Origin of the sequence: Paragemmobacter kunshanensis (assembly GCF_011059185.1) — a bacterium.
In the GTDB taxonomy this organism is placed as follows: domain Bacteria; phylum Pseudomonadota; class Alphaproteobacteria; order Rhodobacterales; family Rhodobacteraceae; genus Paragemmobacter; species Paragemmobacter kunshanensis.
Genome location: NZ_JAALFE010000002.1, coordinates 198,153 through 215,541, shown reverse-complemented (window position 1 = coordinate 215,541; position 17,389 = coordinate 198,153). Strand labels below are relative to the sequence as shown.

The window sequence follows — 17,389 nt, the reverse complement described above, 5'->3', positions numbered from 1 at the left end:
GGGGGGCCACTGGCCCCCCCCGCCCTGACCCGGCCGAGGGCGGGGGGGCATGCGCCCCCCCGCACCCCCCCTATTCCGCTGGCTCTGCGCCCTTCCGGCGCAGCCAGCGCACCAGATAGATCACCGGCCAGCGCAGCACGCTCGCCCCCGCCGCCAGCATCACCATCCCCCAGATCGGCCCGGCCATCCAGGTCACCCAGCCCAGGATCGGGATCCCCACCGCGATCAGCGCAAAGGCAAAGCGCCAGTGCTGGTCCCGGCTCGGCAGCATGGCGATCACATTCGCCACGATCAGCCAGAGAAACGCCGCCCCCAGCGCCCAGATCATGCCGCAGCCCCCATCAGCCGCGCGGGCAGCCCGTTGGCCCAGGCCGAAATCGTGCCCGCCCCAAGGCAGACCACCATATCCCCCGGCCGCGCCTGTTCCTTCACCAGCCGCGCCAGATCCACCTCATCCGTGATCCCCCGGGCATGACGATGCCCATGCGCGATCAGCCCCGATATCAGGTCATCGCGCGATGCCCCCGGAATGGGATCCTCGCCCGCCGCATAGACATCGGCAATCGCCACCACATCCGCCTCGTTGAAGCAGGTGCAGAACTCCTCGAAGAGGCTACTCAGCCGCGTATAGCGATGCGGCTGATGCACCGCGATGATCCGCGCGCCGGGCGTGCCCGCCACAGCCTGCCGCGCCGCCTTCAGCACGGCGGCAATCTCCACCGGGTGATGGCCGTAATCGTCGATGATGGTGACGCCCCCCACCTCGCCCACGCGGGTGAACCGCCGGTTCACCCCGCCAAAACCGGCCAAAGCCTCGCGGATCTCGTCCTTCTTCATCCCCAGATGCCGCGCCACGGCAATCGCCGACAGAGCGTTGGAGACATTGTGATCCCCCGGCATCGGCAGCGTGCACCCCTCGATCATCGCGCCCTCCCCTTCATTCTGAAGGAGAACGTCGAAATGGGCCTTTCCATTCCGATAGGACAGATTCACCGCCCGCACATCGGCCTGCGCGTTGAACCCGAAGGTCACGATCCGCCGATCCGTGACGCGGCCCACCAGCGCCTGCACCTCCGGATGATCCGTGCAGCAGACGGCCAGCCCGTAGAAGGGAATGTTCGACACGAAATCGAGGAAACCCTTCCTCAGCGCGTCGAAAGACCCCCAATGCTCCATATGTTCGGGGTCGATATTCGTGACGATCGCAATCGTCGCGGGCAGCTTGTTGAACGAGCCGTCAGACTCATCCGCCTCCACCACCATCCACTCGCCCGCACCGGCCCGCGCGTTCGATCCATAGGCATGGATCACCCCGCCATTGATCACCGTAGGGTCGAACCCGCCCTTGTCCAGCAGCGTCGCCACCATCGTCGTGGTGGTCGTCTTCCCATGCGTCCCGGCAATCGCGATGTTGGATTTCAGCCGCATCAGCTCGGCCAGCATCTCGGCCCGCCGCACCACCGGCAGCTTGCGCCGCCGCGCCTCTTCCAGCTCCGGGTTCCCCTTCTTGATGGCCGAGGAAATCACCACCACCGCCGCATCCCCGATATTCTCGGCCTTCTGCCCCTCGAAGAACCGCGCCCCCAGCGATACCAGCCGGTCGGTGATCTTCGATGCCTTGCTGTCCGATCCCTGCACCGGATAGCCCAGCGTCATCAGGACCTCGGCGATCCCCGACATCCCGATCCCGCCCATCCCTACGAAATGAATGGGGCCCAACTCCATGGGAAGCTTCGTCGCCGCGTTCATGTCGAAATTCCCTTCGCCAGTTCCTCGACCAGCGCCACCAGCCGCTCGGTCGCATCGGGGCGCCCCTGCCCCAGCGCATGCTGCGCCATGGCCACCGCCCGGTCGGGCGAGGCCAGAATGGCCCCCATCTGCGCGCAGAGCGTTTCGGGGTCAAGCAGCTTTTCCGCAATCAGAACCGCTGCCCCCGCGTCAACCAGCCCGCGCGCATTGGCCGTCTGATGGTCCCCCGTCGCCGCCGCAAAGGGGATCAGCACCGCAGGCCGCCCGATCACGCTGATATCCGCCACGGAAGAGGCGCCCGACCGGCTGATCACCAACTGCGCCTCCGAAAGCCTGCGCGGGATGTCGCGAAAGAACGGCTCCACTTCGGCCATGATGCCCGCCGCCTCATAGGCGGCCACGACGCGCGGCAGGTCTTCTTCCCGCGCCTGATGCGCCACGCGCAGGTACCGCCGGATGCCCTCGGGCAGGGCCGCCACCGCCGCAGGCACCACATCCGAAAGGATGCGCGCCCCCTGCGACCCGCCGATCACCAGAAGGCTCATCGGATAGTCACCGGGCGGAATATACCCCGCCGCTGCCCGCTCCAGCACCGCCGCGCGGACGGGGTTCCCGGTATGGATCCCCTCCACCCCCGCAGGCAAAGCCGTGGGCCATGTCCCGCAGGCAACCCGGTCCACCCGGCGCGCGAAAACCTGATTGACCCGCCCCAGAACCCCGTTCTGCTCATGGATCATCCGGGGCCGCCGCAGCACCCATGCGGCGGACAAAGCCGGGATCGTCGGATAGCCGCCAAACCCCACCACCACCGCAGGCCGGTCCCGCAGCATCCCCAGAACCGCCGACAGCACGCCCCCCGCGATGCGGAACGGCACCGCCAGCCTGGCCAGCGCGCCACCACGCGCAAAGGTGGCCGAAGCCACCTCTTCCACCTGCACCACATGGGGAAACCCGCCCGCATAGCGCGCGCCGCGCGCATCGGTGGACAGCTTCACCCGCCACCCCCGGCGCACCATCGCCTCGGCCAGCGCCTGCGCGGGGAACATGTGCCCCCCCGTTCCCCCTGCCGCGATCAGGAGAAGCGGCCCCGCCATCAGCGCCCGCCCCGCCCGAAGATATCGCCCATCTTGCCCTGCGGCCGCATCCGCGTCATCGCCAGCAGCGCGCCCGCCGTGATCCCGGCGGCAATCACCGAAGACCCGCCATAGCTGACAAAGGGCAGCGTCATCCCCTTGGCGGGCAGCAGCCGCACCGCCACCCCCATGTTGATCATCGCCTGTACGCCAAAGATGCAGGCCAGCCCCGTCCCCGCCAGCCGGATGAAGGGATCCCGCTCCTTCGTCAGCCGCATCAGCGACCGCACCACCACCGTGGTATAAAGCGCGATGATCACAAGGACGAGGATCAGCCCGTATTCCTCTGCCGCCACCGCGATGATGAAATCGGTATGCGCATCGGGCAGCGACCATTTCACCTGCCCCTCGCCCACGCCCACCCCGAAGAACCCGCCCTCCTGGATGGCATTGGTCGCATAGCCAAGCTGCGTGCGCGGGTCCAGATCGGGCGTCAGGAAGCCGTCGATCCGCCGCGCGAAATGCTCGCTGCTCTCATAGGCGGCGAACCCGCCCACCACGACCAGCCCCACCACGATGGCAATCAGCGTCATCGGCGCGCCCGCCACGAAATAGACGACACCCCAGCCGAACAGCACCAGCGCCGCCTGCCCGAAATCGGGCTGCATCGCCAGAAGCCCCACCACCACCATGGCGATGGCGAAACTCGCTGTCTTGCCGGGCGGCCCGTTCAGATCGAAACTCGCCGCCATCAGCCAGGCCACCACGATGATGAAGCCGGGCTTCAGGAATTCCGACGGCTGGACCGAGGCGAAGCCGAAACTGAACCAGCGCACCGCGCCCTTGCCGAAATCCGTGCCGATGAAAGGCAGCAGGCAGATCGCCACAAAGGCCAGCGCAAAGCCCATCACCCCCACCCGCCGCACCATCGCGGGCGTCATCATCGAAATCCCCAGCATCACCGCCATGGCGATGCCGCCAAAGAAGGCCTGCCGCTGCACGTAATAGAAAGGCTCCAGCCCGTTCCGGCTTGCCAGCGGCACGCTCGCGGCAAGGCCCAGAAGCAGCCCGATCCCGAACAGCACCATGATGCAGGTCATCGACCACTTGTCGATTGTCCGCCACCAGCGGGGAAGAACAGGCTCCGTCACCCGTGAGGGCATGGAGCCATAGACCATCTCAGTCATGGTTGATACGCCTGTCGCCTGCACTGCTCGATGCCCGTTTCGCCGGGCTTGTCGGAAACTCTAGCCCAAGTTTCCGAATCATGCCAGCGCAAAGCACCGCCGATTCCCCGCCGATTCGGCCGCGCCGCACGGCATCCGGACCGGGGCCGGAAAGGGGGCAGGAACGCAAACCGCCGCCCGAAGGCGGCGGTTCCGATCCCGTCTCACGCACGGCCCTTCAGCGGGCGACCAGCACCGAACAATGCGCCCGGCCCGACACATCCGCCGCGACCGATCCCAGCATCAGCCGCGACAGGCCGCGCTTGTCGCCGGTGCCCATCACGATGCAGTCATAATGCCCCGTCTCGGCATATTGCACGATCGACGGCCCCACCTCGCGCGCCACCAGCTGCACCATGTTCGGCGCCGCATGGCCCAGGCTTTTCGCCAGCGCCTCGGCATCGCCAAGGATCCCGGCCACCTGATCGTCGCTCCAATGATTGATGCGCGGGCTGCGCCCGGTGCCATGGGCCACATTGATCAGGCAGATGCTGAGCGAGGCCCCGTATTTGCCCGCCAGTTCGACAGCCCGCTCCAGCGCCAGCGTCGCATGTTCGGTCCCGTCCACCGGGCACAGGATTTTCTGGAACATGTCTCGATCCTCCGATTGTCCATGCAGGCAGCCTATCCGATCCCGCCGCCCCCCGCCTTGATGCAGGTCAGGCGGTTCCGCCAGAACCGACACCCAGGCGCCGCCATGTCCATCGTCACAAGACGCGCGGCAGAACCTCCCCGAATTCTCTTCATGCACACCTTCTTGCCGTCAGAAATAGGATGGCAAAACCGATAGAAACGGAGCCTCACAACGATCAAACACGCTGCCGCGACAGGGCTAGAAGCGGGCGGTGCGTTCCATGCCGTGGGCAACGTTCCCGACGCACCGATGCGATCAAGGCCTTTGACACATCAATGCACCACAACTATCACAAAAGCTTGACCAGCCCTTAACCCATGTGTGTTTTTATGCGGAAGTCCGCCGAACTCGTGCTCAGGTTCATCTTGGACATTGTCTTCGGTATCTTGGGCTTTATCGTTGTCGGGCTGGCTGCTCTGGCGCTCGGGAAGTTCGTGAAATGGATCGACTCCTTCGACGTCGTGCCAAGCTGGATCATCAAGACCATGATTGCGCTGGAATATGGTCTGTTTATTGCAGATGGGATCGCATTTGCGTTCCTCGCGTTCATGTCGACCGTCAAGTTCATCGCAGCCGTCTGGAGAGATCGGAATGAGCCGCATTAAAAAGCGTGTCGCACACGGCAAGAAGATCGCAAGACCCCCGACCAAGCCGAAACGGTACGCAAAGGCCGACGGGCCGAAGAAGGACGTCGGAACCTTTTTTTTCCGGGGGGTTGTGGCAGACGAGCTCGACTATGCAAAAGACATGTTCCTCATGCCATTTCTTACGGTCAAGAAGGCGGTGGTTTCAGGTCTGCAGAGAAACGCTCTCGAGATACAGAAGTACCGCAGGCGGGCTCCCAAGACGGGTGGTGACATGATGAACAAGTCAGGCAATTGACCTGCGGCTTATGCCTCGTGGCGCCGGTGTGAACACGGATCGAAGTTGATCCTCGGTCGCACGGCCTCACCCCGCCAAAAGCAGGCCCGACCAATGGTCAGTCCAGGTCTCGCTTTCCCGCGCGTGACGACGCTATCGGGCATACGAACAACAAGTCGCAATCGACTCCGATCAAAAGGAGCACCTTGCCAAGGCCCATTCCGGATGATCGGGCCTGGTTGTCTCTGACCATGCCCCAACGACCATGCCCCGACTCACCCGCCTGTTCTCAAAGCCCATTAACCTTAACGCGCCCTGACCAGCCCGCACGTCTGCACAGCCGTCTGCACTGGCTGTCTGCACCGGGCGCGGCACTGCCAAAAGCCGGAAATCCCGGAAATTTATCCTGCGTCCGCAGGGGGTTGGCCCAGAACCGCGGCCACCTGCGCCATGAAATCCTCGCCCCGTTTCTCGAAGTTCGGATACTGGTCGAAACTCGCCGCCGCGGGGGCCAGCAGCACCACCTCGCCCGGCCCCGCCTCCGCCGCCGCCCGCGCCACGGCGCGCGCCATGGTCTCGCAGATCTCGTGCGGCAAGTCCCCGATCTGCAAGGCAAAATCCCGCGCCGAATGGCCGATCAGATAGGCTTTCACCACCGAACCCAGCAGGGGCTGCAGGGCAGCGATGCCGCCCTCCTTGCCCATGCCCCCGGCAATCCAGCGGATTTTATCGAATGCCTGCAAGGCCTTGGCGGCCGAATCCACATTCGTGGCCTTGCTGTCATTGACGAAGCGCACGCCGCCCCGTTCGCCCACCAGCTGGCTGCGATGCGGCAGGCCCGCAAAAGACCGCAACCCCCCCTCGATCTCCTTCGGGCCAAGGCCCAGAGACCGGCAGGCCGCATAGGCCGCGCAGGCGTTCTGATGGTTGTGCGCCCCCGGCAAGCCCTTGATATCCCTCAGGTCTATCGCCGCCACCTGCCGCCCCTTGCGCCATTCCGCCAGAAAGCCCTTGCGCGCGAAAACCGCCCAGCCGAACCCTTCCAGCTTCGTCCCGGAAGACACCCGGATCACCCGGTCATCCGCCGCGCCCTCGCCCGTCTGATCGGCCAGGAACCGCCCCTCCACCTCATCCACCCCGATCACCGCGCGGTCCGGCCCGCCTTCCGAAAACAGCCGCCGCTTGGCCGCGAAATAGCCCCCCATCCCGCCATGACGATCCAGATGATCCGGAGAAAGGTTCGTGAAAACAGCAACATCCGGGGTCAGGGCGCGGGCAAGCTCCGTCTGGTATGAAGACAGTTCCAGCACCACCACCTCGCCATCCCGCGCCGGGTCAAGGTCCAGCACCCCCCGCCCGATATTGCCTGCCATCTGCACCGGCCGCCCCGCCTCGTCCAGGATGTGCCGGATCAGCGCGGTCGTGGTGGATTTCCCGTTCGACCCCGTCACCGCCACCACCCGCGGCGCCTGATCGAACCCGTCCCACGCCTTCGTGGCAAAGCTGCGGAAGAACAGCCCGATGTCATTGTCCACCGGCACCCCCGCCTCCATCGCCCGCGCGATCACCTTGTGCGGTGCGGGGTAAAGGTGCGGAATCCCTGGGGAAACCACCAGAAACGCCACCCCCTCCAGCGCGCCGTTCCGGGTCAGATCCGTCATCGCGAACCCTTCCGCCTCGGCCTTGGCACGGCTCTCCGGGCTGTCATCCCACAGCAGCGCCTCCGCCCCCCCGGCCAGCAAGGCCCGCGCCGTGGCAAGGCCCGACCGCCCCAATCCCAGCACCGCCACCTTCCGCCCCTGCACGCCCTGAACCGGGATCATCGCACCACCTCCGCCAAATCCGCCCCCATGGGATAGGAGAATCCGGTCCGAAGGAAAAGCCCACCCCGGACAAGCCCCCCCTTCGTCCCGGCCCAAATACCCCCTTCACCGGCCCGTCCCCCCCCCCGCCTCAGCCCCCCCGTCAGGGGTGAAACCCCGGCGGAGCCAAGCGGCGCAGGCCGCGCAGGCGACCCAAGGGACTTGCGCGCGCAGGCGCGCTCCGCAGGAAAACCGCCGCCCGCCTTGCGCGCCGCGCGAATAAGGTATCTCCTCCCCCCCATGCCCGATACCCTTCCCCCCTTCGCCCAGCGGATGGATCAGGTCCGTCCCTCCGCCATCCGCGACCTCCTCGCGCTCGGCGCGGATCCCGCCATCCTCTCCTTCGGCGGCGGCTATCCCGATGCCACGCTCTTCCCGAAGGCGCTGCTTCAGGATGTCTTCCGCGACGCCATCGCCGATCCCTCCGGCGATCCGCTGCAATACGCCCCTTCCGACGGCCTGCCGAAACTGCGCGCCCAGATCGCGGCCCTGATGACGGCCGACGGCACCCCCACGGCACCAGAAGACGTTCTCATCCTGCAGGGCTCCCAGCAGGGGCTTGATTTCGCGGCGAAAATGCTCGTCAACCCCGGCGACACGATCCTTGTCGAAGACCCCACCTTCCTCGGCGCGCTCATCGCCTTCGCCCCCGCCCAGCCCCGCTATGCCGCGATCCCGATGGATGCAGACGGCATGGATATGGATGCGCTGGAGGCCGCGCTGCGCGCCACGCCCTCCGCCCGCCTGCTCTACACCGTCCCCGATTTCCAGAACCCGACCGGCGCCACCCTCTCGCTCCCCCGCCGCCAGCGCCTGATCGACCTCGCCAACCGCCATGATCTCATCGTGCTGGAGGACACACCCTATCGCCACATCCGTTTTGCGGGCGACGCGCTCCCCACCCTGAAATCGCTCGATACCCAGGGCCGCGTGATCCATCTCGGCAGCTTCTCCAAGATCCTCGTCCCCGCGCTGCGCATCGGCTGGGCCGTGGCCGCGCCCCCGCTTCTTGAGAAACTCTCCCTCCTCAAGGTCGCGGCAGACACGCAAACCTCCACCCTCAACATGGCCGCGACCTCCCTCTTCCTCGAACGCCACGACCTCTGGGCGCATGTCGCCACCCTGCGCGCCGCCTATGCCCGCAAGAAAGAGGTGATGCTGCAGGCGATCCGCCAGCACTTCCCGCAAGAGGTGACCGTGACCGATCCGCAGGGCGGCCTCTTCACCTGGGCGCGCTTTCCGCAAGGCTTTGACGCGACTGCCTTCCTGCGCGACCATGCCCTTCCCAAGGCGCGCGTGGCCTATGTCCCCGGTGGCACGTTCTTTGCCACCTCCCCGCAACCGAACCACGCCCGCATCAACTTCTCCGCCCAATCCGAAGACCGCATCCGCACCGGGATCGCCGCCCTCGGCCACTGCCTGAAGGACCATCTCTCATGCCCGTGACCCTGCATGCCGAAACCCTCCCCGCCGCGCCGGACCTCTCAGGCTGGGCCACGATCCCCACAGCCATCGCCATCGACACCGTCCCCGGCGCGCGCCAGATCGACCCCGACATCCGCCCCCTGCGCCCCGCAGGGCAGCAACCCCGCCTGATGGGCCGCGCCATCACGGTGGATTGTCGCGCCCCCGATTTCGGCGCCGTCCTCCACGCGCTCGACCTCACGGGTCCCGGCCATGTCCTCGTCATCGCCGCGCGCGGCCACCGCGACCACGCGATGATCGGCGACATCCTCTCGGGCCACTTGCGCGACAAGGGCGCATCGGGCGTCATCGTCGATGGCGCGATCCGCGACACGGGCACCATCGGCCAATGGGACGATTTCGCCGCCTTCGCCCGCCACATCACCCCGCGCGGCCCCACCGGCGCCACCGAGGGCGGCGTCAACGGCCCCGTCACCTTCGCAGGCACGATCATCCATCCCGGCGACCTGATCCTCGGCGATGATGACGGCCTCGTCTGCCTCCCACCCGAAACATGGCAGGCAGGCCTCGCCCCCGCCCGCGCCAAACTCGCGCTCGAGGATACCTGGACCCGCGCCCTGCGCCAAGGTACGGCGGCACAGGCCTTCTCCCTCGCCGCCCCCTTCCGCCGCTGACGCCGTCAGCCCAATTTTTCGCAGAAAAATCGCCCCTACCGCTCCAACAAGAGCGCCGTGCCGATCCCCCCGGCGGCGGCAATCGCGCACAAAGCGAACCCCGCCTCCAGATCCTGGAAGGCCCGCACCGCCAGCACCGCGCCCGAGGCCCCGATGGGATGCCCCCGCGCCAGCGCGCCGCCCTTCCGGTTCACCTGCAAAGGGTCCAGCCCCGCCCCCTCCACACAGGCGATGGCCTGCACCGCATAGGCCTCCATCACCTCCGCCAGCGCCAGTTCCCCCGGCCCTGTCCCTGCCCGCCCCATCACCTCCCGCATCGCGACCAGTGGCGCCAATCCCGGCTCCCAGGGCACCGATCCCCGCGTCGCCCCAGCCGCCAGACGGCAGGCCCGCGCCGCCCCCGCCGCCACCCGCTCCGACACCACAAGGACGAAGGCCGCCGCATCCGCCGCCACCGCCGCCGTGGCCGCCGTCACATCGCCCGCCACCACCTTCGCCCGCGCCGCCAGCGCAGGCGTCAGATCGCGCGCAAAGGCATCCCGCCCCACACCCGCGACCGGCACGATCTCGCCACCCAACTCCGCGATGCGCGCCTTGCGATGGCTTTCCACCGCCCATGCCTCTGCCCGCGCCCGCGCAATCCCCAGACGGCGGCCCAGCGCATTCGCCGCCTCCGCCATGTCCGGGTCGCGCTCCGGCCAGGGGGTGAAGGGCGCGGCGTCATAGGGGACCTCCGCCCCCGGCATCCGCCGCTCGGGCCGTTGCGAATGGCTCTCCACCCCGCCCGCGATCACGACCTCCGCCATCCCCGCGCCGATCAGCGCCGCCGCCACCAGCACCGCATCCAGCCCCCCCGCGCATTGCCGGTCAAGGCTCAGCCCCGCCACCCGCTCGGGCAAGCCCGCCGCCAGCGCCACCCGCCGCGCCGGGTTCCCGCCCGGCCCTATGGCATTGGCCAGCACGATCTCATCCACCTGCCCCGGCGCAATCCCCGCAGCCTCCAGCAGGGCGCCCACGACGGGCGCGCCCAATTCCTCCAGCGACAGGTCCCGAAAGGCCCCGCCGCGCGGCACCACCGCCGTCCGCTTCCCCCCGATCAGAAAGACGCCCATCCCGCCCCCCGTCCCGAAGGCGCAATGAATGCCCCTTCATCTTGGCCCAAATACCCAAAAGACGCTGCCACGGGCGCGCGGCTCCGGCCTTCGGGAACAGAGGCCCTCACAACCCCGCCTCCGCCGCGATGCGTGTCAGGTCCGTCTTGCCGCTGGCCAGTTCCGGCCACTCCTCCCGCCAGATCACCGCCTTCGGCGCCTTCAGCGGCCCAAGCCGCTGCCGCGCCGCGCGCAGGATCTCCGCCTCGCGCCCCGCATCGCCCAGCATCACCGCCACCAGCACATGTCCCCGCATCAGGTCCGCCTTGGGCAGCACCGCCACCCGCCGCACCCCCGGCAGACCCGCCAGAAACACCTCGATCTCCTCGGGAAAGACATTCTGATCCGCCACCGTCACCATCCGGCCGACCCGCCCCGCCAGATACAGTTCCCCCCGCTCCATCCAGCCCATCTCGCCCACCGACAACCACCCCCCCTGCCGCAGCGCGGGCATCCCCCGCCCCCCGGCATAGCGGTCGCACAGATAGGGCGACTTCACCCAGATCTCCCCCACGCCGCCCCGCCCCAGCACCACGCCGCCCGGCGACCGGACGACCAGCCTCACACCGGGATAGGGCCGCCCCACGCTCCCCTCGGCACAACTCGCATCGGTCAGCGTCACGAAAGAGGCTTCCGCCGCGCCATAGAATTCCCGCACCTCCGCCCCTGGCGCGATGGACGCCAGGGCCGCGCGCAGCACGGCGTCCAGCTTCGATCCCCCCACGATCACCCGCCGCAGCGCAGGCAGCGACGCAGGCCCCGCCTCCACCATCAGCCGCAATTGCGCAGGCGTCGCATAAAGCACCGCCACCTCCCGCGCCCGCAAGGCCGCCACCTGCGCATCCGGGCGCAGCCCCGCCAGAAGATGCACCTCCGCCCCCAGACAGGCCCCCTCCAGCGCCCCGTACAACGACAGCGAATGCACCATGCGCCCCGGTACCGCGACCCGCACCCCCGGCCCGATCCCGAACAGCCCCGCATTCACCGCGAAACTCGCGCACCAGCTCCTCTGGCTGCGCCGGATGCGGCGCGGCAGCCCCGTCGATCCCGATGTCAGCGTCTCGAAGACAGGCCGCCGCCCCGCCTCCGGCGCGGGCATCTCTTCGGCCCCCACCCGGAACGGCAACCCCGCCGCCCCCCGCGCCAAGGCCGCCGCCACCGCCGCCCCACAAGGCGCAGGCGCGATCACCGCCGCATCCGCGACGGCAGCAGGCCGCACCTCCGCGCCATCCGGCCCGTAAAGGCGCGCATCGGGATGCCAGCGGAACCTGTCCGGTATCGCCACCCGCCGCGCCGCCCCCTGCACCATGGGCCGCTACTCCGGCCGGAACCGCGCCGAAAGCCCCCGCGCCGCCTGCGCCAGAAGCGAGATATCCATCCCCACCGCCGTGAAGGTTGTCCCCCAGTCCATGCAGCGCCGCGCAAAATCGGGGTCCGGGGTCAGGATGCCCGCAGGCTTGCCCGCCGCCACGATGGCCCTTATGGCCCCCTCGATGGCCGCCACCACTTCGGGATGGCTGCTATTGCCCGGATGGCCCATGCTGGCGGCAAGGTCGGCCGGCCCGATGAACAGCCCATCCACCCCATCCACCGCCGCAATCTCGGGGATGCGCGTCAGGGCCTCGGCGGTTTCCACCTGCACCAGCAGGCACAATTCCTCTTCCGCCCGCGCGTGATAGCCCGCCACCTGCCCAAAGACCGAAGCCCGCGTCATCCCGGCCACGCCCCTTATGCCGCGCGGGGCATAGCGCATCGCGGCCACCGCCGCCCGCGCCTCCTCGGCCGATTGCACATAGGGGATCAGCAGCGTCTGCGCGCCAAGGTCCAGAAGCCGCTTGATCAGCACCACGTCATTCGACGCAGGCCGCACCACCGCCTGCGTCCGATAGGGCGCCATCGCCTGCATCATCGGCAATGTGTCGGGCACATCGGTCACCGCATGTTCGGTATCGATCACCACCCAGTCATAACCGCAGGTCGCGAGCAACTCCGTCACCAGCGATCCGGGAATGGAATTCCACAACCCGATCTGCTGCCGCCCGTCCTTCAGCGCCCGCTTGAACCGGTTCTGCGGCAACATCATTTCGCCACCAGCGTCTTCATCCGCCGCAGCGCCAAGAGATAGCCCTCGACCCCACAGCCCGCAATGACGCCTTCGGCGCGGAGCGAGACATAGGAATGATGCCGGAAGGACTCGCGCTTGTGGATGTTCGAGATATGCACCTCGATCACCGGCCCGTCAAAGGCGTTCAGCGCATCCAGAATGGCAATCGACGTATGCGTCAGCGCGCCGGGATTGATGATCACCCCCGCCCCCTCGCCCCGCGCCTGATGGATCCAGTCGATGATCTGACCCTCGTGATTGGATTGGTGAAACCGGATGGTCATGCCCAGTTCCTCGGCGAGCGAGGCGCAATCCTCGGCCACATCCTCCAACGTCGCGCGGCCATAGATTTCAGGCTGTCGCAACCCCAGCAGGTTCAGATTGGGACCGTTCAGGATGTAGATGGGCTGTGCCACGGTTGCGGCTCCTTGGATGCGTTCGCGGGAACGTTAATCGCGCCCCGCCCCGCCCGCAACCTCTGCCCGTCAGCGCTCTCGGACGGCCGCCGAAATCCAGCGGCGCGGGCATGCGCCCGCACGGCTTTTGTCTCGCCTGCGCGCATGCGCGCTTCGGCTCGGCTGATGGGGGCGCTGCCCCCAAACCCCCGGAGTGTTTAGACCAGGATGAAAGGCCGCCCGCCCTTCGCCATCCTGAGCCTTGACAGAAAACAGCCTCTGCGCCCTCACTGGACCTGTGCAATCAGGAAAGGTGCCCGCCATGTCGGCCATGCAAGAGCTCTTGAACCTCTACCACAGCGTCGGACGGCCGGTTCCCGGCCAGGAACAAGCCGAACATGGACCCAGGGATGAGGGAGAATTCCGCCAGACCGTCCGCGCCATCGCAAGGACACTTCCGGATGACCAGCTTTCACAAGTGATCAAGGCCTATGGCGCTGTCCCGCCAAACGAAAGAACCTCGCTGCAACAGGACCTGCTCAAGGAACTTGGGGATGAACTTCACAGCCGCACTGTCCCCAATCCAAGCCCCAGCCCGTCCCCCGGCAATTGACCTGATGTCCTGCCGAAAGCGTGCAAGGGAAGGCCTGCAAAAATAGGCGCCCGCCCCCATCGCGATCCTTGGTCACCACCTGCGGGAGCCGTGCAGGTCGGCAATCGTGGATCAGGAACGGACGCCCAGTCAGCCACTCCTCTGGGGACAGAGAAGTTCCGTCAACCCCTTAGGCAACCTTCTCCAGCGCCACCTCCGGGGTGATCCCCAGCGCGCGCACCACCGCCTGCGTCAGATGCGGACGGTTCAGCGTGTAGAAATGCAGGTCCTCCACGCCCCCCTCGATCAGCCGCGCGCACAGCGTCGTGCATTGCGTCAGCGCCAGCAACTCCTCGCGCCCGTCGCGCGCCGCCACCCGGAACCCCTCATCCAGCGCCGCAGGCACCTGCGCCCCGCAGCGGGCGGCGAACTTCTTCGCCCCCTCCCAGCTGATGATCGGCAGGATGCCCGGAATGATCGGCACGTTGATCCCTGCCTTCACGCAGGCATCGCGGAAGCGGAAATAGGTATCGGCATTGAAGAAGAACTGCGTGATCGCGCTCGTCGCCCCCGCATCCACCTTGCGCTTCAGATGCTCCACATCCGCCCCCGCAAAGCCCGCATCGGGATGCGGCTCAGGGTATGCCCCGACGCGGATCTTGAACTTCCCCGTCCGCGCCAGCGCCTCCACCAGCTCGACGCTCGACGCAAACCCCTCCTGATGCGCCGTGAACCGCTCCGCCCCCTTGGGCGCATCGCCGCGCAGCGCCACGATCTCCGTCACGCCCGCCGCCGCATAGGCTTCGGCAATCTCCAACGTCTCGGCCTTCGTCGCATCGACGCAGGTCAGATGCGCCGCGACGTTCAGCCCGTAATTCCGCCCGATCGCCCCCACCGCCTCATGCGTCAGCTTCCGCGTCGTGCCACCGGCGCCATAGGTCACCGACACGAAGGACGGCTTCAGCGGCGCCAGCATCTGCACCGTCTCCCACAGCCGGAAAGACGCATCCAGCGTCTGTGGCGGAAAGAATTCGAAGCTGATGCGCGGGGTCGACATGGTCACTCTCCATCCTTGATGCCCCCTTGTCGCAAATCCCGTGATGTGAGACAAATTCATAATACTCATCATCAACATGAAATCCTCGCATAACCATGCATCTCGAATTCCGCCACCTCCGCACCATCCGCGCCATCCATCAGGCGGGTGGCCTCGCCCGTGCCGCCGAAATCCTGAACATGACGCAATCCGCCCTCTCCCATCAGGTGAAGGGGCTGGAAGATCAGGCGGGGATCGAGCTTTTCGTCCGCCGCTCCAAACCCATGCGCCTCTCCGCAGCGGGCCTACGCATGCTCAAACTCGCCGAACGCATCCTGCCGGAAATAGACGCGCTGGAAGAGGAATTCCGCGCCCTCAAATCCGGCAAGACGGGGCGGCTTCACATCGCCATCGAATGCCACGCCTGCTTCGACTGGCTCTTCCCCGTGCTGGAACAATTCCGCCACGCCTGGCCCGAAGTGGACGTGGACATCCGCGCGGGCCTCGCCTTCGACGCCATCCCCGCGCTGTTGCGCGAGGAGGTGGACCTCGTCATCTCCTCCGACCCCCTTCGCCTCGACGGGGTGGTCTACAACCCGCTCTTCGACTACCACCCCACCTTCGTCGCCTCCAAGGACCACCCGCTGGCCTCGAAAGACTGGATCGGGGCCGAGGATTTCCGCGACGAAATCCTCATCACCTACCCCGTCAGCCGCGACAAGCTGGACGTCTTCACCGAAATCCTGACACCCGCCAAGATCGAACCCCGCGGCCAGCGCCCGGTGGAACTGACCGCCGTCATCCTGATGCTGGTGGGATCGAACCGCGGCGTGGCCGTCCTGCCCGACTGGGTGCTGCGCGACATCCGCAGCAACGCCGATTACATCACGCGGCCGTTGGGCCCCAAGACGATCACCCGCCGCCTCTACGCCGCCACGCGCCAAGAGGATGCCGCCAAACCCTTCATGGCGCATTTCCTGCGACTGGGCCGCACCGAACCCGTCAAACTCCAACGCGGCTGAAGCGGTTTTTGACGCAAAAACCGCGCCGGAATTTGACACAAATTCCGGACCCCATACCTTCCGCATCCCCCCGATTTCTGCGTGCAGAAATCGTCGCGAAATCTGCGTCAGATTTCGCCTCCCCGACCCCGCTCCCGTGCCAAAGTCGCCGCCTCCACCTCCGCCAGCCGCCGCAAGGCCCCCTCCACCCCCGACCGCCGCACTTCCCGCTCCCAGACCCGCCGCGCGCTCACCGCCGACCACGGCAGCGCCGCCTTCTTCAGCCACAACCGCAGCGGCGCAGGCAAAGCGTCATGTGCCGCCATCGGACAACCCGCGCGCCACCGCGCCTTGGGCGACCGCAGGTTCCTCATGCCGCCCGCCACAGCGGGAAGGGATCCGCCATCCCCTCCCATTCCCATGGCGCGAAATCCTCCGCCGTGACCAAGGCCCCCTCCAGCGCCGCCACGATCGCCGCACGGTCCATCCCATGCCCGATGAAGACGATCTCCTGCCGCCGATCCCCCCAAGGCTCCGACCACACCGCCTGCACCGAGGCCAAGCCCTCGCCCCCCTTGGGCCAGCGCGCCTGCGGCACCGCCGCCCACCACCGCCCGAGGGGCGACACCGAACTCACCGCCCCGGCCAGCGAAAACTCCGCCGCCCAATCCGGCCGCGTCGCCAGCCAGAAATGCCCCTTCGCCCGGATCACCCCCGGCAAATCGCCATTCAAAACGCCATGCACCCGCGCCGGATCGAAGGGCCGCCGCGCGCGAAAGACGAAACTCTCGATCCCGTATTCCTCGCTCTCCGGCACATGGGAGGCAAAGCCGTAAAGCTCCTTCGCCCAGAGCGGATGCTCTGCCGCCCGGTCGAAATCGAACAGCCCCGTCCCCATCACCGCGCCCAAGGCCACCGCGCCGCGATCCACCTCGATCACCCGCGCATCCGGGTTCAGCGCCGCGATGATCTTGCGCGCCGCATCCACCCGCGCGGGTCCCGCATCGCTGACCTTGTTCAGCACGACCACGTTGGAAAACTCGATCTGCTCCACCAGCAGATTGACCAGCGTGCGCCCGTCCCCTTCCGGCACCTCCACCCGCACTGCCAGGAAATCGTGGCTGGAAAAGTCGCGCAGCAGGTTCACCGCATCGACCACCGTCACCATCGTATCCAGCCGCGCCACATCCGACAGGCTCACCCCCTCTGCATCGCGGAAATCGAAGGTGGCGGCCACCGGCAGCGGCTCCGAAATCCCGCTCGATTCGATCAGCAGATGGTCAAACCGCCCCGCCTCGGCCAGCTTGCGCACCTCCGACAGCAGGTCGTCGCGCAGCGTGCAGCAGATGCAGCCATTGGTCATCTCGACCAGCTTCTCCTCCGCCTGATGCAACTCCGCCCCCGCGCGGATCAGATCGGCATCGATATTCACCTCGGCCATGTCATTGACGATGACCGCCACCCGCAGCCCCTGCCGGTTGTTCAGTACATGGCTCAGAAGCGTGGTCTTTCCGGCGCCAAGGAAGCCCGAAAGCACGGTCACGGGCAGGCGGTTGTCTCTCTCGCGGGCAGCGGGCATGGGCGACTCCGTAATGTTATACTATTA

19 protein-coding genes are annotated in these 17,389 nt (G+C 67.2%); 6 read left to right on the top strand and 13 right to left on the bottom strand.

All coding sequences use genetic code 11. The features are described 5' to 3' along the window. Positions 1 to 70 precede the first annotated feature (70 nt). The 5 genes from G5V65_RS03475 to G5V65_RS03455 all read right to left on the bottom strand — a co-directional run bounded on the left by G5V65_RS03475 (position 71) and on the right by G5V65_RS03455 (position 4,640). Entirely contained in the window at positions 71 to 328 is a 258-nt protein-coding gene (locus G5V65_RS03475; RefSeq protein ID WP_165047102.1) for a DUF2484 family protein, read from the bottom strand. Next, positions 325 to 1,749 carry a UDP-N-acetylmuramate--L-alanine ligase gene (murC, locus tag G5V65_RS03470; RefSeq protein WP_165047101.1) on the bottom strand — a complete coding sequence of 475 codons (1,425 nt, stop codon included), beginning with the start codon at positions 1,747 to 1,749 and terminating at the stop codon, positions 325 to 327. Before murC ends, G5V65_RS03475 begins: the two co-directional genes overlap by 4 nt. After that, positions 1,746 to 2,843 (bottom strand): UDP-N-acetylglucosamine--N-acetylmuramyl-(pentapeptide) pyrophosphoryl-undecaprenol N-acetylglucosamine transferase, encoded by a 1,098-nt coding sequence (locus G5V65_RS03465; protein ID WP_165047099.1) that lies wholly within the window; start codon positions 2,841 to 2,843, stop codon positions 1,746 to 1,748. Before G5V65_RS03465 ends, murC begins: the two co-directional genes overlap by 4 nt. After that, positions 2,843 to 4,009, bottom strand: coding sequence for a peptidoglycan glycosyltransferase FtsW (locus tag G5V65_RS03460; protein ID WP_165047097.1), 1,167 nt, complete (start codon positions 4,007 to 4,009; stop codon positions 2,843 to 2,845). Before G5V65_RS03460 ends, G5V65_RS03465 begins: the two co-directional genes overlap by 1 nt. A gap of 217 nt (positions 4,010 to 4,226) precedes the next feature. Beyond that, positions 4,227 to 4,640, bottom strand: a complete 414-nt coding sequence (locus tag G5V65_RS03455; RefSeq protein WP_165047096.1) for a universal stress protein — start codon at positions 4,638 to 4,640, stop codon at positions 4,227 to 4,229. Between the two features lie 371 nt (positions 4,641 to 5,011). Here G5V65_RS03455 and G5V65_RS03450 point away from each other — a divergent pair, with 371 nt between their 5' ends. Beyond that, positions 5,012 to 5,287 (top strand): hypothetical protein, encoded by a 276-nt coding sequence (locus G5V65_RS03450; protein WP_165047094.1) that lies wholly within the window; start codon positions 5,012 to 5,014, stop codon positions 5,285 to 5,287. Then, positions 5,274 to 5,564 (top strand): hypothetical protein, encoded by a 291-nt coding sequence (locus tag G5V65_RS03445; RefSeq protein ID WP_165047092.1) that lies wholly within the window; start codon positions 5,274 to 5,276, stop codon positions 5,562 to 5,564. Before G5V65_RS03450 ends, G5V65_RS03445 begins: the two co-directional genes overlap by 14 nt. Positions 5,565 to 5,944: 380 nt before the next feature. Here the strand turns inward: G5V65_RS03445 and murD are convergent, their stop codons facing one another. After that, the gene (gene murD, locus G5V65_RS03440) at positions 5,945 to 7,366 is read right to left on the bottom strand and encodes a UDP-N-acetylmuramoyl-L-alanine--D-glutamate ligase (RefSeq protein ID WP_165047091.1); all 1,422 of its coding nucleotides are present in this window, start codon (positions 7,364 to 7,366) and stop codon (positions 5,945 to 5,947) included. A 279-nt stretch (positions 7,367 to 7,645) separates the two neighbouring features. Here murD and G5V65_RS03435 point away from each other — a divergent pair, with 279 nt between their 5' ends. Together G5V65_RS03435 and G5V65_RS03430 are read left to right on the top strand one after the other, a co-directional pair. Next, positions 7,646 to 8,851, top strand: a complete 1,206-nt coding sequence (locus tag G5V65_RS03435; protein ID WP_206526644.1) for an aminotransferase-like domain-containing protein — start codon at positions 7,646 to 7,648, stop codon at positions 8,849 to 8,851. After that, on the top strand, positions 8,842 to 9,504 hold the full coding sequence (locus G5V65_RS03430; RefSeq protein WP_165047089.1) for an RraA family protein: 663 nt from the start codon (positions 8,842 to 8,844) through the stop codon (positions 9,502 to 9,504). Before G5V65_RS03435 ends, G5V65_RS03430 begins: the two co-directional genes overlap by 10 nt. A gap of 35 nt (positions 9,505 to 9,539) precedes the next feature. Here the strand turns inward: G5V65_RS03430 and G5V65_RS03425 are convergent, their stop codons facing one another. The 4 genes from G5V65_RS03425 to aroQ form a co-directional block, all read right to left on the bottom strand. Then, entirely contained in the window at positions 9,540 to 10,616 is a 1,077-nt protein-coding gene (locus G5V65_RS03425; protein ID WP_165047088.1) for a thiolase family protein, read from the bottom strand. Positions 10,617 to 10,722: 106 nt separating this feature from the next. Next, a complete protein-coding gene (locus G5V65_RS22615) occupies positions 10,723 to 11,964 on the bottom strand; it encodes an AMP-binding protein (protein WP_165047086.1) in 1,242 nt (413 codons plus the stop codon). Between the two features lie 6 nt (positions 11,965 to 11,970). Beyond that, entirely contained in the window at positions 11,971 to 12,738 is a 768-nt protein-coding gene (locus G5V65_RS03415) for an aldolase/citrate lyase family protein (RefSeq protein WP_165047084.1), read from the bottom strand. Beyond that, positions 12,735 to 13,175, bottom strand: a complete 441-nt coding sequence (gene aroQ / locus G5V65_RS03410) for a type II 3-dehydroquinate dehydratase (RefSeq protein ID WP_165047082.1) — start codon at positions 13,173 to 13,175, stop codon at positions 12,735 to 12,737. The genes G5V65_RS03415 and aroQ overlap by 4 nt, the downstream gene beginning before the upstream one ends. 301 nt (positions 13,176 to 13,476) lie before the next feature. On the opposite strand from aroQ, the gene G5V65_RS03405 reads away from it, so the two are divergent. Next, entirely contained in the window at positions 13,477 to 13,767 is a 291-nt protein-coding gene (locus tag G5V65_RS03405) for a hypothetical protein (protein ID WP_165047080.1), read from the top strand. Positions 13,768 to 13,936: 169 nt separating this feature from the next. On the opposite strand, the gene metF is transcribed toward G5V65_RS03405, so the two are convergent. Continuing rightward, positions 13,937 to 14,803, bottom strand: coding sequence for a methylenetetrahydrofolate reductase [NAD(P)H] (gene metF / locus G5V65_RS03400; RefSeq protein WP_165047079.1), 867 nt, complete (start codon positions 14,801 to 14,803; stop codon positions 13,937 to 13,939). 95 nt (positions 14,804 to 14,898) lie between these two features. Between metF and G5V65_RS03395 the strand changes: the two genes are divergently transcribed. After that, complete coding sequence (locus G5V65_RS03395) at positions 14,899 to 15,804, top strand: LysR family transcriptional regulator (RefSeq protein WP_165047077.1); 906 nt, start codon at positions 14,899 to 14,901, stop codon at positions 15,802 to 15,804. 107 nt (positions 15,805 to 15,911) lie between these two features. Here G5V65_RS03395 and G5V65_RS03390 read toward each other — a convergent pair whose 3' ends face one another. Together G5V65_RS03390 and G5V65_RS03385 are read right to left on the bottom strand one after the other, a co-directional pair. Then, a complete protein-coding gene (locus G5V65_RS03390) occupies positions 15,912 to 16,109 on the bottom strand; it encodes a DUF6525 family protein (protein WP_165047075.1) in 198 nt (65 codons plus the stop codon). Between the two features lie 44 nt (positions 16,110 to 16,153). After that, positions 16,154 to 17,362, bottom strand: a complete 1,209-nt coding sequence (locus G5V65_RS03385) for a GTP-binding protein (RefSeq protein WP_165047073.1) — start codon at positions 17,360 to 17,362, stop codon at positions 16,154 to 16,156. Positions 17,363 to 17,389 lie beyond the last annotated feature (27 nt).

Coding starts and splice junctions, on each gene's coding strand:
- G5V65_RS03475 (WP_165047102.1), bottom strand. CDS start 328: ATGATCTGGGCGCTGGGGGCGGCGTTTCTCTGGCTGATCGTGGCGAAT.
- murC (WP_165047101.1), bottom strand. CDS start 1,749: ATGAACGCGGCGACGAAGCTTCCCATGGAGTTGGGCCCCATTCATTTC.
- G5V65_RS03465 (WP_165047099.1), bottom strand. CDS start 2,843: ATGGCGGGGCCGCTTCTCCTGATCGCGGCAGGGGGAACGGGGGGGCAC.
- G5V65_RS03460 (WP_165047097.1), bottom strand. CDS start 4,009: ATGACTGAGATGGTCTATGGCTCCATGCCCTCACGGGTGACGGAGCCT.
- G5V65_RS03455 (WP_165047096.1), bottom strand. CDS start 4,640: ATGTTCCAGAAAATCCTGTGCCCGGTGGACGGGACCGAACATGCGACG.
- G5V65_RS03450 (WP_165047094.1), top strand. CDS start 5,012: ATGCGGAAGTCCGCCGAACTCGTGCTCAGGTTCATCTTGGACATTGTC.
- G5V65_RS03445 (WP_165047092.1), top strand. CDS start 5,274: ATGAGCCGCATTAAAAAGCGTGTCGCACACGGCAAGAAGATCGCAAGA.
- murD (WP_165047091.1), bottom strand. CDS start 7,366: ATGATCCCGGTTCAGGGCGTGCAGGGGCGGAAGGTGGCGGTGCTGGGA.
- G5V65_RS03435 (WP_206526644.1), top strand. CDS start 7,646: ATGCCCGATACCCTTCCCCCCTTCGCCCAGCGGATGGATCAGGTCCGT.
- G5V65_RS03430 (WP_165047089.1), top strand. CDS start 8,842: ATGCCCGTGACCCTGCATGCCGAAACCCTCCCCGCCGCGCCGGACCTC.
- G5V65_RS03425 (WP_165047088.1), bottom strand. CDS start 10,616: ATGGGCGTCTTTCTGATCGGGGGGAAGCGGACGGCGGTGGTGCCGCGC.
- G5V65_RS22615 (WP_165047086.1), bottom strand. CDS start 11,964: ATGGTGCAGGGGGCGGCGCGGCGGGTGGCGATACCGGACAGGTTCCGC.
- G5V65_RS03415 (WP_165047084.1), bottom strand. CDS start 12,738: ATGATGTTGCCGCAGAACCGGTTCAAGCGGGCGCTGAAGGACGGGCGG.
- G5V65_RS03405 (WP_165047080.1), top strand. CDS start 13,477: ATGTCGGCCATGCAAGAGCTCTTGAACCTCTACCACAGCGTCGGACGG.
- metF (WP_165047079.1), bottom strand. CDS start 14,803: ATGTCGACCCCGCGCATCAGCTTCGAATTCTTTCCGCCACAGACGCTG.
- G5V65_RS03395 (WP_165047077.1), top strand. CDS start 14,899: ATGCATCTCGAATTCCGCCACCTCCGCACCATCCGCGCCATCCATCAG.
- G5V65_RS03390 (WP_165047075.1), bottom strand. CDS start 16,109: ATGGCGGCACATGACGCTTTGCCTGCGCCGCTGCGGTTGTGGCTGAAG.
- G5V65_RS03385 (WP_165047073.1), bottom strand. CDS start 17,362: ATGCCCGCTGCCCGCGAGAGAGACAACCGCCTGCCCGTGACCGTGCTT.